14 protein-coding genes are annotated in these 16,663 nt (G+C 28.5%); all 14 read right to left on the reverse strand.

The window, feature by feature from the left end:
• Positions 1–2: 2 nt before the first annotated feature.
• The 14 genes from acpP to KQI77_RS06305 all read right to left on the reverse strand — a co-directional run bounded on the left by acpP (position 3) and on the right by KQI77_RS06305 (position 16,376).
• Positions 3–239, reverse strand: a complete 237-nt coding sequence (gene acpP, locus KQI77_RS06240) for an acyl carrier protein (RefSeq protein ID WP_216389413.1) — start codon at positions 237–239, stop codon at positions 3–5.
• A 68-nt stretch (positions 240–307) separates the two neighbouring features.
• Complete coding sequence (locus KQI77_RS06245; RefSeq protein ID WP_216389414.1) at positions 308–1,291, reverse strand: beta-ketoacyl-ACP synthase III; 984 nt, start codon at positions 1,289–1,291, stop codon at positions 308–310.
• 1 nt (position 1,292) lies between these two features.
• Positions 1,293–1,757: a MarR family winged helix-turn-helix transcriptional regulator gene (locus tag KQI77_RS06250; RefSeq protein ID WP_216389415.1), complete on the reverse strand. Its 465-nt coding sequence runs from the start codon at positions 1,755–1,757 to the stop codon at positions 1,293–1,295.
• A 215-nt stretch (positions 1,758–1,972) separates the two neighbouring features.
• On the reverse strand, positions 1,973–2,470 hold the full coding sequence (locus KQI77_RS06255) for a flavin reductase (RefSeq protein ID WP_216389416.1): 498 nt from the start codon (positions 2,468–2,470) through the stop codon (positions 1,973–1,975).
• Between the two features lie 21 nt (positions 2,471–2,491).
• Positions 2,492–2,950 carry a GNAT family N-acetyltransferase gene (locus KQI77_RS06260; protein WP_216389417.1) on the reverse strand — a complete coding sequence of 153 codons (459 nt, stop codon included), beginning with the start codon at positions 2,948–2,950 and terminating at the stop codon, positions 2,492–2,494.
• An 88-nt stretch (positions 2,951–3,038) separates the two neighbouring features.
• A complete protein-coding gene (locus tag KQI77_RS06265) occupies positions 3,039–3,989 on the reverse strand; it encodes a calcium/sodium antiporter (protein ID WP_216389422.1) in 951 nt (316 codons plus the stop codon).
• Between the two features lie 88 nt (positions 3,990–4,077).
• Positions 4,078–5,952 (reverse strand): fructose-specific PTS transporter subunit EIIC, encoded by a 1,875-nt coding sequence (locus tag KQI77_RS06270; protein ID WP_216389424.1) that lies wholly within the window; start codon positions 5,950–5,952, stop codon positions 4,078–4,080.
• Between the two features lie 37 nt (positions 5,953–5,989).
• The gene (gene pfkB / locus KQI77_RS06275) at positions 5,990–6,892 is read right to left on the reverse strand and encodes a 1-phosphofructokinase (RefSeq protein WP_216389426.1); all 903 of its coding nucleotides are present in this window, start codon (positions 6,890–6,892) and stop codon (positions 5,990–5,992) included.
• The gene (locus tag KQI77_RS06280; RefSeq protein ID WP_216389427.1) at positions 6,882–7,637 is read right to left on the reverse strand and encodes a DeoR/GlpR family DNA-binding transcription regulator; all 756 of its coding nucleotides are present in this window, start codon (positions 7,635–7,637) and stop codon (positions 6,882–6,884) included. The genes pfkB and KQI77_RS06280 overlap by 11 nt, the downstream gene beginning before the upstream one ends.
• 232 nt (positions 7,638–7,869) lie before the next feature.
• Positions 7,870–9,834 carry a type I pullulanase gene (gene pulA, locus KQI77_RS06285; RefSeq protein ID WP_216389429.1) on the reverse strand — a complete coding sequence of 655 codons (1,965 nt, stop codon included), beginning with the start codon at positions 9,832–9,834 and terminating at the stop codon, positions 7,870–7,872.
• A 210-nt stretch (positions 9,835–10,044) separates the two neighbouring features.
• Entirely contained in the window at positions 10,045–10,521 is a 477-nt protein-coding gene (gene ybaK / locus KQI77_RS06290; RefSeq protein ID WP_216389431.1) for a Cys-tRNA(Pro) deacylase, read from the reverse strand.
• A 173-nt stretch (positions 10,522–10,694) separates the two neighbouring features.
• Positions 10,695–12,236 carry an AbgT family transporter gene (locus KQI77_RS06295; RefSeq protein ID WP_216389433.1) on the reverse strand — a complete coding sequence of 514 codons (1,542 nt, stop codon included), beginning with the start codon at positions 12,234–12,236 and terminating at the stop codon, positions 10,695–10,697.
• Positions 12,237–12,749: 513 nt separating this feature from the next.
• Complete coding sequence (locus KQI77_RS06300; protein WP_216389434.1) at positions 12,750–14,762, reverse strand: bifunctional diguanylate cyclase/phosphodiesterase; 2,013 nt, start codon at positions 14,760–14,762, stop codon at positions 12,750–12,752.
• Between the two features lie 318 nt (positions 14,763–15,080).
• Positions 15,081–16,376, reverse strand: a complete 1,296-nt coding sequence (locus KQI77_RS06305) for a homoserine dehydrogenase (RefSeq protein WP_216389435.1) — start codon at positions 16,374–16,376, stop codon at positions 15,081–15,083.
• Positions 16,377–16,663 lie beyond the last annotated feature (287 nt).

Raw genomic sequence — 16,663 nt, forward strand, 5'->3', positions numbered from 1 at the left:
TTCTATTGCTTATCTTTTTCTGCTAATGCATTTTTTACATAACTTACTGCTTCTTCAACAGTTTTTATACTTTCTGCATCTTCTAATTGAATACCATACTTATCTTCTAATTCTACTATTATTTGAAATAAGTCTAATGAATCTGCACCTAAATCTTCAAATGTTGTTTCTAAACTTATCTTTTCAGGTTCAACTTCTAATTGTTCACATATAACTTCTCTAATTTCTTCAAATATCATATTAAAACCTCCATTAACACATTAAATTATTGCCCTAATATTTAAAATATATAATATATTTTTATTTTTTACAATTCAATAAGAACTGCCCCACAAGTAAGTCCTCCACCAAAACCTACCATAATAATCTTCATTCCTCTTTTTAATAACCCATTTTCATACATTTCATTTAATGCCAATGGAATTGATGCTGAAGATGTATTACCATATCTATCTAAGTTAAGGTAAAATTTATCTGTTGAAATTTTTAATTTCTTAGCAGCAAAATCTATAATTCTATAGTTTGCTTGATGAGGAACTATATATTCTACATCATCTAATGTTAAGTTGTTTTCTTCTAATAAGTGATGTATAGAATCGACTATGGCAACAGACGCAAATTTAAATACTGCGCTTCCCATCATTGCTAATTTTTTATTCTTTTTATTATTATCTCCTAAAACGAAAGGATTTTCAACATCATTTGCACCAATTTCTAGGCATTCTCCCTTTTCACCTTCTGATTTTAATACAGATGAGTACAATTTCTCTTCATTACTATCATCTCTTGATAATACCACTGCCCCTGATCCATCGCCAAATAACACGCATGTACTTCTATCGTTCCAATCTATTATTTTAGATAACACTTCTGATCCCACTATTACTGCATTTTTAATATTTTTGTTTGAGTTCATCATAGATATTCCTATATCTAATGCAAATATAAATCCTGAACATGCAGCATTTATATCAAATGCTACTGCATTTTTAGCTTGTACTTCTTTTTGTACTATGCAAGAAACTGAAGGTGTAAAATTATCAGGTGTAACAGTTGCCACTATTATTAAATCCACATCTTCAGGTTTTACTTGAGCTCTATCTAAAGCCATATTAACTGCCTTTATTGCAACTTCTGATGTATCTTCTCCTTGTGAAATTCTTCTCTCCTTTATTCCTGTTCTACTTGTTATCCATTCATCGCTTGTATCAACAATTTCACTTAGTTTATCATTTGTCACTATCATTTCAGGAGAATATGCCCCTATCCCCTTAATGTTAATTCCTTTCATACTACACATCCCTCTTATTATTTTGTAAATACTTTTCCTTAAAAAACATATTTAATTTATCTAAGGCATTTATAAGTACAGCCTCTTCTTTTTCATTAATTTCTTCTAATATCATTGAAATCATATCCGAATGAAACTTCCTATGAAGTCTATATGCTATCTTACCTTTTTTAGTGGCCCACACCACTACAACTCTCTTATCTTTTTCTAATTTTCTCCTTGCTACATATCCTTTTTTGATTAGTTTATTAATTGCAATAGTAAGAGTTCCTTGAGTTATATCTAAATTCTCAGCAATGCTTCCCATAGTTTTCTCTCCATACATGCCTATTGCATCAATTGTATGCAATTCAGTTAACGATAAATCTGATAAGACACCATTTTTCAATGTATTTTCCTCTATAGCTGAAATATCATTAAAAAGTTCAACAAACAGTTCATTCAATACTTGCTTGCTTTTCTCCATATACAAAATTCCTCCAAATATTTTGATAATCAAAATATACTATATCAATTTATAATTGTCAATATTCATTACATTTTATGTATATTTTAAGCATTTATGTATTAATAAATAAAAGTAGTATATCTTATGTAACCTATTTCTTTATCAAAAATATTTTATGCAAATATTTTTCACTTAATGTATTACATATATACTACTTTTATAATAATTATCTTTTAATATTCAGCAACTATTTCACCAAAATATAAAACATGTTTAGTTTCATTTTCAGGATAGAAGTCTTTTTGTATTTCATCTTTCATACCAGTAAAATCTATTTCTTGTTTTAATACTATTTTACATTCATAATATTTTTCACAACCTTCTATAACAGGTGTTGAAACCATTCTTCCTGGTATAAATTTAATTTTAGCTTCTTTTTCTTTATCTATATCTCTTCCAGACTTTGAACCACATATTCCAAGTGCAGATTTCTTATTATCACCATATGGAATACTTACTGTATAAGTTTCTCCTAATCCCAAGAATTCATTAGAATATCTAGATTCTCTTATCATAGCCATAAACATAGGTCTTCTCCACATATATCCTATAGATCCCCAACTAATTGTCATTGTATTGGCTTTCTTTTCGTCTCCAACTGTAAAAAAAGCTCCTTTTGTATACAAATTATCAAAAGCTTCTTCAATTCCGTTTGTAAATGTTTCTTTCATAAAATATACCACTCCCTAAAATTATATTATACAAGTCATAACAATGTACCTTATGCCATTTTTGTCCCTTATAATGTTATTTTTTATACTAAACCCTAATCTTTTGTAAAATTCCATAGCATACATAGACGAATTAACAGATAAACTCCTAACTATATTATTTTTTTTACAATATGCCTTTGAATAATCAACTAAAATTCTTCCAACTCCTATATGTTGATAAGGCTCATCTACAAATAATAATGAAATATGTTTACGATTTCTTATAGCTATTATTCCAATCAATTCATCAATTAGATAAAATCCAAAAATAACAAAATCATCATATAAAATCTTATTCTTTATGCTATTCCATTCTGTATACCTATAGAATTCTAATGTACCTAAATTTCCATAATCTTCTCTCTGAAATCTATCAAAAACTCTTCTACAAAGAGTTAATGCTCTGTCCAAATCAGATTTCAAAATCTTTTTTACCATTTTATCCCCTATAAATATTAATTCTATTGTATTTTACCATATTTGTAAATACAAATTTAATTTATTATGTCGCAAACTAATTATATATTTAATTTCTAGTTATTATATATATAAGATAACACACATATATAGCAAGCAACATCACGCCTTCTATCCTTGTAATTTTCTTTATGTCTTTTTTGTTTAAAAAAATCATGCCACCTATTAATATTGTTGAAATAATTAGTATAATAAAATCTACTATAAGAGATTTAGAAACTATAAATGGTGATATAGCAGAGGAGGTTCCTATTATTAACAACAAATTGAATATATTAGACCCTAATACATTGCCTAATGCTATTTCTTTTTCCCCTTTTATAGCTGCAACTATAGATGTAACTAATTCTGGAAGAGATGTTCCCATCGCAACTATTGTAAGTCCAACTAACTTCTCACTCATACCTAGTGTTGTAGCTATAACAGTAGCATTATCTACCACCATATCTCCTCCAATTACTATCCCTATAATTCCAATTATACTTACAATAATATTTTTAAATATATTTATATTCTCATCTCTATTCTCATTGCGTAAATCTCTCCCTCTCACAATACGAATTAGTAATATCATATATATAATACATATAAATAATAATATTACTCCATCCATTCTAGACAAATCTCCATCCCTCATACTAAATCCAAAAGTTAATATATACACTAATATAGTAGCAAATAAATCAACCACATAATCTCTCTTAACTGTTGTCTTCTTAAATATAATAGGTGATATAACAGAAGTAGCTCCTAATACAACTAATGCATTAAACATATTAGAACCTATTACATTCCCTATAGCTATACCACCATTCCCATCTAAAGCAGAAATTATACTAATTGCAAGTTCAGGTGCACTAGTTCCTATTGAAACAATAGTAAGTCCTACTATAATAGATGGAATTCCTATCTTTCTAGCTATCTTAGATGCACCATCTACAAACACATCTGCACCTTTTATAAGTAAAATAAATCCTATAACTAATAATAAATATTCCAATACTTACTACTCCTCTCTAATATAAAAATAATAAAAGGGAGATTACAAATTATAATCTCCCTTTTATTATTTCAATGTGTATATAATTTTATTCATTAACTGGTTTCTTTACTATTCCAAGTATTATTGCTCCTATTATAGAACCTATAGCAACTGCTGCTATAAATCCGAATGGGTGACCTATAACTGGTACTACAAATATACCACCATGAGGTGCTCTTAATGTACAATCAAAGAATGCTGCTAATGCTCCTGCTGTTGCTGCACCTACTACACAAGAAGGTATAACTCTTAAAGGATCTGCTGCTGCAAAAGGAATAGCACCTTCTGTAATAAATGATAATCCCATAATATAGTTAGTCAAGCCTGACTGTCTGTCTTTTTTAGTAAATTTATTCTTGAAAAATGTTGTTGCTAATGCTATTGCTAATGGTGGAACCATACCACCTGCCATAACAGATGCCATAATTACATAATTACCACTTGTTAATGATGCTGTACCAAATACATATGCTGCCTTGTTAAATGGACCACCCATGTCTATAGCCATCATTCCACCTAATAATACTCCAAGTAACACCTTACTACTTTCACCCATTGATTCTAATGCATTATTTAACCAAGCATTTGCTGCTGATACTGGAGGATTAATAATAATTATCATAATAAATCCAATTCCTAATATACCTAATACCGGATACAATAAGGTTGGTTTTATTCCTTCTAAGGAATCAGGTAAATAACTACATAATTTCTTTAATCCAAGAACTAAATATCCTGCTATAAACCCTGCAAGTAATGCTCCTATGAATCCTGCTCCACCTTTGTTTGCCAAATAACCACCTACAACACCTACTGCAAGTGCTGGTCTATCTGCTATAGACATTGCAATATATCCTGCTAATATTGGTAACATAAATCCAAATGCTGCATTACCTACTGTGTTAAAAAATGCTGCAACCGGTGTATTACTTCCAAAGTTTTTAGGATTAATTTCATAGTTATCTAATAAAAATGAAAGTGCTATTAATATTCCACCACCAATTACAAATGGTAACATATGTGATACACCATTCATTAAATCCTTATATATCTTTCTTCCAATACTTTCTTCCTCTTCTGCTCCATCACTTTCTGAAGAATCAGAATCTTTTGAATGATATATATGTGCATTTCCACTAGTTGCATCTGTTAATAACTGTTCAGCTTTATTAATTCCATCAGCAACCTTAGTAATAATAACTTTCTTTCCATCAAATCTAGCCATTTCTACTTTTTTATCTGCTGCAACTATTATACATTCACAATTATCTATATCTTCTTTTGTTAGAACATTTTTAGCTCCTCCAGAACCATTTGTTTCTACTTTTATAGATATACCCATTTCTTTTGCTTTGTTCTCTAAGCTCTCAGCTGCCATATAAGTATGTGCTATTCCTGTAGGACAAGCAGTTACTGCTAAAACTCTATAACCAGATCCTGTTTCTTCTTCCTTTGTTTCAAATTTTTCTATTTCTTTTTCATCTATTAACCTTAAAAATTCATCTTTGTCTTTTGCATTTATTAATTTTTCTCTAAAGGATTCATCCATTAATATTGTTGATAATCTCGATAAAACTTCTAGATGTAAATTATCAGCTGCTTCTGGAGCTGCAATCATAAAGAATAATTTAGCTGGCATTCCATCTAAAGAATCATAATCTACGCCATCTTTTACTACCATAGAACTAAGTCCTGCTTCTGATACAGCCTTTGTTTTTCCATGTGGAATAGCTATTCCATCACCAATACCTGTTGTACTAAGTTCTTCTCTAGCTAATACAGTCTTCTTATATTCTTCTTTATCATTAAGATTATTAGTTGCATCCATTAAATCAACTAATTTATCTATGGCTTCTGCTTTGTTGTTAACCTTTACATCTAGTTCTATACCTTCTTTTTTCAACAAATCTGTTATACGCATAATAACATCTCCTTTACATAAATTTTCATTTGCTCTTTTATAATTGTTTTAATAATTCCTCTACAGTGTCTCTAGTTGCTAAATATTCTGAAAATGCACTTGCACTTCCTGTTGCAACTCCCATCTTTAATGCTTCTTCTAAATTATTATTTTTTAAGTACCCTGTTATAAATCCTGCTACCATAGAATCTCCTGCACCTACTGAATTAATTAATTTTCCCTTAGGCACGTTACTTTTATATACCTTGCCATCACTTCCTACAAGTATTGCCCCATCTCCTGCCATAGAAATAAGAACATTTTCTGCACCCATATCTTGTAGTTTCTTGGCACATTCAATTATCTCTTCATCTGTTTTTAATTCTCTATTAAATATTTCCCCTAACTCATGATTATTAGGTTTTACAAAGAATGGTTTATATTTTAACACATTCACTAATAAATCTTTCGTAGCATCAACCACTATCTTGATATTTTTATCTTGTAATCTCTGCATTATTTTTTCATATATATCTTCTGGAAGTGAACTAGGTATACTACCTGCTAGAACTAATATATCATTATCTTGAAGTTTCTCAAGTTTCATGAATAATTCTTCTAATGAATCTTTATCTATATCAGGACCATTACCATTTATCTCACTCTCTATTGGACCCTTAAGCTTAACATTAATTCTAGATAAACCTTCTTTTAAGTGTATAAAATCTGTATTGCATCCATAATCATTTATTATATTTAAGATATTATCTCCCGTAAAACCTGCAACGAATCCTAGAGCTACGCTATCAATTCCTAAATTTTTTAATACTATAGAAACGTTTATTCCTTTTCCTCCTGCATATATTTCTTCTTTTTTAGATCTGTTAACTTTACCTGCTGAAAATTTATCTACATTCATGATATAATCTAAAGACGGATTAAAAGTTACACTATATATCATCTCTTATCACCTCTATTACTTTTGTATATCTGTTATATTGACCTACGTCCTTGTTAGTTATGATAGTTGCATCTTGTAACTCACCAAAAGTTATGGATGAAGTTTTATTATATTTACTATCATCTACTAAAACATAAGCTTTCTTAGAATGCTTTATTGCTTCTTCCTTCACAAGTGCTTCTTCAATATCTGGAGTTGAGTATCCTGATACATTATTAAGAGCATTAGTTCCAAAAAAACCTTTTGTAAAATTAAATCTTTTAATATTACTAACTGCCTCTATACCTACAATAGCCTCTGTAACTGATTTTATTTTACCTCCTATTATAATACAATCAAATCCTCTAGCGGCAAGTTTCTTGCCATGAATAATTCCATTAGTTACATAATGAGCACCCTTTTCTGTAATATAATCAACCATATAATCTGTGGTTGTTCCTGCATCTATAAATACAAAATCATCTTTTTTTATTAAACTAGCAGCATAAGATGCTATCTTTTTCTTCTCGAAAGTATTTACCCTAGCTTTTTCTATCACGTTATATTCTATATTACTAAAATCATTTTCTACAAGGACAGCTCCACCATGTACCTTTTTTAAATAATTCTTCTTGTCTAGATTATTCAAATCCCTTCTAATAGTAGATTCAGAGGTATCAAGCGCTTCAACCAGTTCATTGACCGTTATTGACTTTTTTTCTGTCAACAATGTAAGTATTCTATCATATCTCTCTTGTGTTAACATTTTCACCCCTCCTTCAATATTATAATACATCCATTTTCATTCAAAGTAAATCACTTTCATTTATTTTCTATCATTTTCTTTCATTTTTCTTCAACCTTTTTATAAATCTTATTTCTATTAAGCAGAAAAATAGCTTCATAACCTACTATTTAATAATATTAACACTTTTATATTTTTTCTATAAAGCCAAAAAAGCCACACCATATTTATATGATGTGACTTTTTCTAATTTTTATTCATTTTGTTCAAAACTTTTCTTATCTACTAATATATATGCACACTTTGCAGGTATTCTTGCTTTATAATCATTTATTTCAGCAAGTTTTTCATTTCCCGCTGCATTTTCATTAACAACAACTACATATTGATTTCCAGGAAGATCAACATACACTTCTTCATCTCTTCCATTATAAATAACAACTATTTGTTTCCATTTATCTTTTACTTCATCACCATTTAAATTATACATTATAACATTAGCATAATTAGTATCTAAAAATGTTATATTATCTTGTATTTGACTATTTCTATCCATTCTAAAAGCTTTATGACTTTTTCTCATTGCTATTAATCCTTTATAATAATCAAATAAATCTTTATACTGTTCTTTTCTCTTCCAGTCTAATTTATTTACACTATCTGGTGCATTGTAACTATTTTCGTTTAATGAACCATCTGGATTAACTTTTGTTCTAGCAAATTCTTCTCCTGCTTGAATAAAAGGAATTCCTTGGCATGTGAACACTATTGCTGCTGCTAATTTATTCATCTTTACTAAATAGTCATCATTAGCATTTGTACTCACTTTAAGTTTATCCCATAAAGTATAATTATCATGTGCTGAACAATAAGTTATTGTTTGATAAGGTTCATTTGCCCATGGATCTTTTGAATTTGCAACCATCTTATAATTAATTTGAGAATGATAAGTAGCAGCTACTACTCCAAACTTTATAGTTTCTTCAAAACCCTCTTGTCCATTTATAAATCCTCTTTCATGAGTATCAAAAACATGTCCTTTTATCCCATCTCTTATATTATCATTAAAACATGCAATTTGAGAACTTGCGTATTTTATTGTGTTATATTTTAATGCTGCATCTCTTTCTGGAAGTGGTGATAATCCTCCTGTCCAACCTTCTCCATATAGAATTATAGTTTTGTCAAATTTATTCAATCTAAATCTTAACTCTTTCATTGTTTGAATATCTTCAAGTCCCATAAGGTCAAATCTAAATCCATCTATATGATACTCTTTAGCCCAATATACTATTGAATCACATATAAACTTCCTAACCATAGTTCTTTCAGACGCTAATTCATTTCCACAGCCAGAACCATTTGAAAATTCACCATTAGGAGCTTGTCTATAATAATAGTTAGGAACTGCTTTGTTAAGATTTGAATCTTTTGATGCATAAGTGTGATTATAAACAACATCCATTACAACTCTTATTCCAGCCTTATGAAGATTCATAACCATCTCTTTAAATTCCTTTATTCTTACTGATCCATTAAAAGGATCTAAGGAATACGAACCTTCAGGGACATTATAATTTTGAGGATCATATCCCCAATTATATTGTCCATCTGGGTTGCTTTCATCAACTGTACAATAATCAAAAGTAGGCATTAAGTGTACTGTTGTTACACCTAATTCTTTTAAATGTGCTAAACATGTTTTAGTTTTACTTTCAGGAATTGTAGTATCTGGTTGCCATACGCCTTTATATTTTCCTTTATATTCTTTAGTAACTCCTGAATTTTCATCAATAGAAAAATCTCTTATATGCATCTCATACAAGACGCTATCTATTATTCTTTCTAAATGTGGTCGTTTGTCATTTTCAAAACCTTCTGGGTTAGTTCTTTCTAAATCTACTACCATAGATGTTAAGCCATTAACCCCTACAGCTTTTGCATATGGATCAACAACTTCATTTACATTGCCATCTACTTCTACCAAATAATTATAGTATTGCTCATGTAAATCGCCCTTTACTTCTATTGACCAAATCCCTTTATTACCCTTTTCCATTTTTATTACTGTATTATCTTTTTCTTTATTTATAAGCATAAGACTAACATTAGTAGCCGTTGGTGCCCATAAGATAAAGTTTGTTTTATCTTTTGAATATAATGCCCCTAATTCACCCTCATAACTATATAAGTTATTGAATTTATTACTATTATACATATATTTATTCAACCTCTTTCGTAAAATAATCAATATATCATAATTATTATTTTATCATATTAAAATATTATTTGTCTTAATTTTTTTCTAAAATATGTTAATTTATTTTATATTTTTTTGTAAACTCTTAAAAAAATATATTTAAATCTAGCTTGTTAATCGCTTTATCCTCTCAATTTATGTACTATATAACAAATGTAATTAATTATTTTATTTATCAATAACAATATCACTAATTTGATATCTAATAATTTTTGTTAAATCTTTAACATTAACTTCAACTTGATACCCTATTTTTCCAGCACTAAAGCATATTGTTTCATAGTCCTCGCAAGTCTTATGAAAAGTAGTTTTAAAGAATTTTTTTTGACCAATTGGAGAGCACCCTCCATGTACATATCCTGTAAGTGGTAACAACTCTTTAGATTTTAACATTTCTATTGATTTTTCTCCTACAGACTTTGCTGCTTTCTTTAAATCTAATTCTCTATTAACTGGAATGACAAAAACATAATAATTTTTAGATTTTCCTACTGTAACTAATGTTTTAAAAACTCTATTTTCATCTTGATTAAGCACACTTGCTACTTCTGTGCCAGATATTGCATCTGTATCCTTGTAACAATGACTAGTATATTTTATCTTCTTTTGTTCTAATAATCTCATAACATTAGTCTTTTCTTCCATACAATCTTCTCCTTGCATCTTATTCTTTTTTTATTTTATCATAGGTAATGTTTTTGTACAATTTTATTATATAAGAATAAAATGTAATTTCATTTTAAAATCAAACTATCATTTTCCATATAAGCAAAAGAAGCAATAAACTATTTCTGTTTATTGCTTCTACATATATTAATCTAAAAACCAAGTGGAATTCCAAATACAAAGAACCCTATAAGAAGTATCAACCATGATACTAAAAATGACATTGAATATGGTAACATTAGCTTAATCATATCACCTAAAGTATATTCTGGCTTATATTTTTTCATAAATACAAGTATTATTCCAGCATAAGTCATAAGTGGCGAAATTACATTAGTTGAAGAGTCAGCTATTCTATAAGCTGCAGACACCATATCTGGCGTAAGTGCTGAGTTTACTTGATATAACATAGGTATAAATATAGGTCCTAATAACATCCATTTTGCTGTTAAGCCTCCAACAAATAAGTTGATAATAGCTGTTATTATAACAAATCCTATTAATAATAATATAGGATGTTCTGCAAGCCCTAATCCTTGAAGAGCCTTTGCTCCTAAAAATGTTATATATGTTCCTAAATTAGAATAGCTAAGTAGCGCTAAAAAGTTATAAGATATAAATGTAAGCACTAAAACATATCCCATATTACTCATTTGTTTTGCAAGTGCATTTACCACATCTATAGGTTTATTAAATTCTTTCATTTTAATTCCATACATTACTCCTGGAACAAAAAATGCAAATGTAATAAGTAATATTATATTATCCATATATGGTTTAACTGTATTTCCTGAATCATCTATATATTTTTTTAACGGTCCAAAAATTAATACAATTATTATTATAATAGCAATTAAAAATCCTATTCCTGCCCACTTTAATGCTGCATTTTCTTCTTTCTTCACTGTAAAATCATCGATATCTAGTTCTTCAGGAACTACATATGTTTCTTTTTCTAATCTAGGCTTTATTATCTTAGCTGTTACAATATAACCAACAATTGATAATAACACAGTAGATACTACAATAAAGAAATAATGCATAGTAGCTGGATTAATAGCTACACCTTCCGCTGTTACAAACGGTACTCCTTGCCCTTCTGCAAATACTTGTGCATTCTTTCCTACAATTACATCTACAGGTGTACCCGGTATAAGATTGGCACTAAATCCAGCTGACACTCCTGCAAAGGCTGCTGCCATACCAATAAGAGGATTCTTCTTAAGTCCAGCATATAACAATCCAGCAAGAGGAACTAATATTAAATACCCCGCATCTGTTGCTATACTACTCATAATACCTAAAAACACTAATACTAATGGTAAAAACTTATCAGAAACCTTCAGCCCAATCTTCTTAATAAGAGTTGTTAATAGCCCCGACTCTTCTGCAATTCCTACTCCAAACATTACAATAAGTATTGTACCAAGTACTCCCCCACCATATGCTAACCAGTTAGTAACTAGCGCATTATCTAAAATCCATCTAAAATTCTCTGCCTTAAACATATTCTTAATGTTATATGTAATAGTAGAGCCGTCTGCTTGTAGTGTTTCAAATGACACTCCACTCATTAAAACAGACAAAATCATAACTACTACAAAAAACACTGCAAATATTATAGCAGGATCAGGTATCTTCTTACCTATATTCTCGATGAAACTCATCTTTTTGTCTTTTTTCTCCCTATTCATTGCTTATCTCCTTCTTCATCTTTTGTAAATTATTATTATATTACAGCATTATATCAGTTTTTATTTTTTTATCAACTCAATTATAATTTTTTTAATATTTTTTCATTAATTATACATTTGATTGTCAATTTGTTATTATTTTTCATTCTTTTTATAATTATATTAATAATTTCATATCAACAATGCTTTTTTTCGACATTGTTTTGTATTCCGGGAGATATTCATCTTTGAAAATGCTCAATTAAAAAATTCAATGTTATTTGATAATGTTAATATTATGTTTTTCTTTATTAGTAGCAATATTATTAATTCAAGTAAATTATATATAATAGAATTTAGTATTTTTATAATAAAAAAGTAAAGATCCCGTTAAAAATACTATACCATCTGAGCTTTAACGAGTTTATAGTATTTAGAGATCTTTACTCTTTTTTATTATATTAGTAAATGCTTAATGACATTATATTATTTACTTAAGCATATAATTTTGATATTAATCATCAAAATATATAATTAATACTTTTTCAAAAATTCGTTCTTTGGTAATGCCTTGCATATTGCATATCCTTGCATATAATCACATTGCAAATCTTTTAACAGCCTAAATTGCTCTTGATTTTCAACACCTTCAACTACAACCTCCAAAGAAAGATTATGAGCTAAATTTATAAGAGCTGATATAACTGCTAATGTTTTTTTATCTACTTCCATCTTTTTAAGTAATTCTCTATCTAGTTTAATTGTATCAATAGGGAATGTCTTTAAAAATGAAAAAGTAGATTGACCAACACCAAAATCATCTAAAGCAATTTCCATTCCAAAATTCTTACATTCCTTTAAAATAGGAAGTATTTTATTATAATCATTTCCCATTTCTTTTTCTGTTATCTCTATTTTTATGGAACTTGGTGTTACATTATATTTTTTCAAGTTTTCTTTTATATATTCAATTAAATTCTTTTGTTTTAAAAATTTAATTGATGCATTAAATGCAACTTTATAATCATCAATTCCTTGTTGTCTTTTTTCTCCACACAACTTACACGATTCTTCAAAAGCTAACTTGTCTATATCTATTATATCATCACTTTCTTTTGCACTTTCAACAAAATCTTTTGGCTCAACTATTTCTCCAAATTTATTCCATCTCATCAACGCTTCTGCACTGCATATCTTGTCCTCTTTTACATTTAATACAGGTTGAAAATATACTTCTAAATCACCATTTTGTATAGCATTTTTTATCTCACTTTGGAATTTAGCTTCTTTTCTCATTTCAGCATCAAAAACCTTTATTTTATTTCTTCCAGATTTTTTACTCTTATATAAAGCTATATCTCCACACTTTAATAAACCTTCTATATCGCTACTATCCACTTTAAATCTACTTGCTCCAAGACTCGCTTCAATTTTATATGGATAACCATTATAACTTTCAACTGCATTTAAATTGCGAATAATTTCATTTCCAAAAGCTTCTATTTCCTCTATAGTATACACACCTTCTCGTATTCCTAAAAATTCATCTCCACCTAATCTACCTAGATTAAACGAATCTCCGCCCATATTTTGGACAGTTTCTGCTGTTCTACATAAAACTTCATCTCCAACATTATGACCTAAAGTATCATTTATCTGTTTAAATCTGTCCAAATCAATGTAATAAATACAGAAATCTTTATCATTATTTTTTAATTCTTCCATATAATTATACAAACTAAATCTATTTTGAATTCCTGTTAGAACATCATAGTTTGCTATATGCTTCATTTCTTCAGCAAATCTTTTATTTTCACTAATATCTGTAAATATAAGCGCAAAAAATTCATTTTCTATAGGATATACTGTAAGATACGCCCACTTATCAACACCAAGTCTTACAGAATTTCTGAATACCGATTGATTTTTAGCGCCCATAGTTTTTAATATCTTAGGCACTATTTCTGAATCTTTTATAAAAGGTGTAAATATCTTTATAAAACTACCTGCTATAAGATCAGATTTAGACATATTAAGCATCTTCCCAAGAGATGTGTTAGTTTCAACTATAAATGCATCCTTAGCATTTCCTTCTTCATCTCTTAACATCTTAAGATAAGCATATCCATTATCTAATCCATCTACTAACCTACTATATTTCTTTTCATTTGAAATAATAGTATTATTTTGATCTTCTATAGATTGGAACATGCTATTTATATCTTTTGCTAATTCTGAAAAAACATCATTTCCCGAAACATCTTCTATTCTACCTTTTACATCGCTATTTTTATTAATAGAACTAATCTGAATTTCTATGGATCTTACTTTTTTAGTTATTATTTTATTTACAAATAAAGCTATAATAATATGTGCTAACATGTTAATAATAAAAATAGCTATTATATCACTTAAATATCCTTTATTAGTATATAATTCTCTAAATGAAATCCCTTGAATCTTCCATACATAAACGGCTATATACATTAATGTAGTTATAATTTCACTAAATAGAAATACCACTGATATTCTTTTAGATATCTTCATTAATTTTTCACCTTCCAATTTAATCTAAATAAACTTTTGTTAATATCTTTAATTATACAATATTTATTTTATATTACAATTTTTTTAGATATATTTAAACTTAATTAATCATTTATTTATACAAAATTAATTTTTACCCTTCACTATATTTTATATTATAACATTCTTTCTATAAATATGTATCTTTCTCAATAATTTGTCATTACAAATTCTTACCGTTTATATTATACCAATTTTTATGTATTTTTACCATTATTTATTTTTAAATAAGGCCATTACACTCATCATTTTAAGTATAACAGCCTCTTTTTTATGTTTTTATTTAAAATCTTCTATTCTAATTAAATTGTCTATACCTTTTACTGCTTTTATCTTTTCTAATCCAGCTATTGCATTTTGAATTTCTTCTTCTTTACACTTATGAGTAGTTAAAACTAATGTTACTTCCTCATTAGCTTTATCTCCTTTTTGAATAACAGTTCTTATACTTACATTATTCTTACCTAAGATTGCAGTCATTTCTCCAAGGACACCAGGTATATCCATAACAGTAGCTCTTATATAGTATTTGCTTTCTACATCATTCATAGATATTATTTCTCTATCCCATAAGTTATTCTTAACAACTGGAATTGGATTTTCTATATCAATATTACTTCTCAGTATAGTTATAATATCTCCTACAACTGCACTACCTGTTGGTAATTCTCCTGCTCCTCTTCCATAGAACATTAAATCTCCAACTGCATTACCATTTAAGAATACCGCATTAAATGAATCAGAAACATTTGATAATGGATGAGTTTCTGGTATCATTGTTGGATGAACTCTAAGCTCTAATTTATCATCTACGTCTTTAACTATAGCTAATAATTTAATAACTAATCCAAATTCTCTAGCATATTCTATATCCGTATCAGTTATCTTAGTTATTCCTTCTCTATATACTTTATCAACATCTATCTTAGTACCAAATGCTAATGAAGATAATATAGCTAATTTATATTGTGCATCATAACCTTCTACATCTGATGTAGGATCTGCTTCGGCATATCCTTTTTCTTGTGCTTCCTTTAGTACATCTTCAAATTTGCTTCCTTCTAATGCCATCTTGCTAAGGATGTAGTTTGTTGTTCCATTAACTATACCATATAAAGTTTTTATTTTGTTAGCTGTTAAGCTTTCATTTATTCCACTTATTATAGGAATTCCACCTGCAACACTTGCTTCGTAATTAAACATTACTCCCATATCATCAGCTTTTTGGAATAGTTCATCACCGTTTTTAGCAAGTAACATCTTATTAGCTGTTACTATATGTTTCTTCTTATCCATACATTGTAACATGTATTCTCTTGCAGGCTCAACGCCTCCCATTACTTCTACTACTATTTTGATAGAATCATCATTTAAGATATCATTAAAATCAGTAGTTACTATCTCATCAGGAACTTGAACTCCTCTATCTTTATTTGCATTTCTTACTAATATCTTAGCAATTTCAACCTTATATCCTGAACGTTTAGCTACTTCTTCTCCATTAGCTTGAAGTATCTTCCACACTCCACGTCCTACATTACCAAATCCAAGTAACGCTATTTTTACTTTTTTCATTCGACTTCCCCCTTAATTGTAGTTGCCCCATTTTTTATATACATCACCTATTATAACACGCAAAAAAACTTTTGCATATCTTTTCTTTTTCATTATTTCGGTAAATAATTTATAATTATTCCATATCAACTTATCCTTGATAAAGTTTATTTTAATATACATAAATATCGGAAGTTTGACACTTTCTTAAAACAAAAATGCCCGCAAGCCTTGATATAGGCTTATTTTTTTGTCAATTTTCAAAATTTAATATTGCGTGATATTGCGTGGCGTGGTATAATATAAGG

It is taken from the genome of Clostridium sp. MSJ-8, from assembly GCF_018918325.1.
Taxonomy (GTDB): Bacteria; Bacillota; Clostridia; order Clostridiales; family Clostridiaceae; genus Clostridium.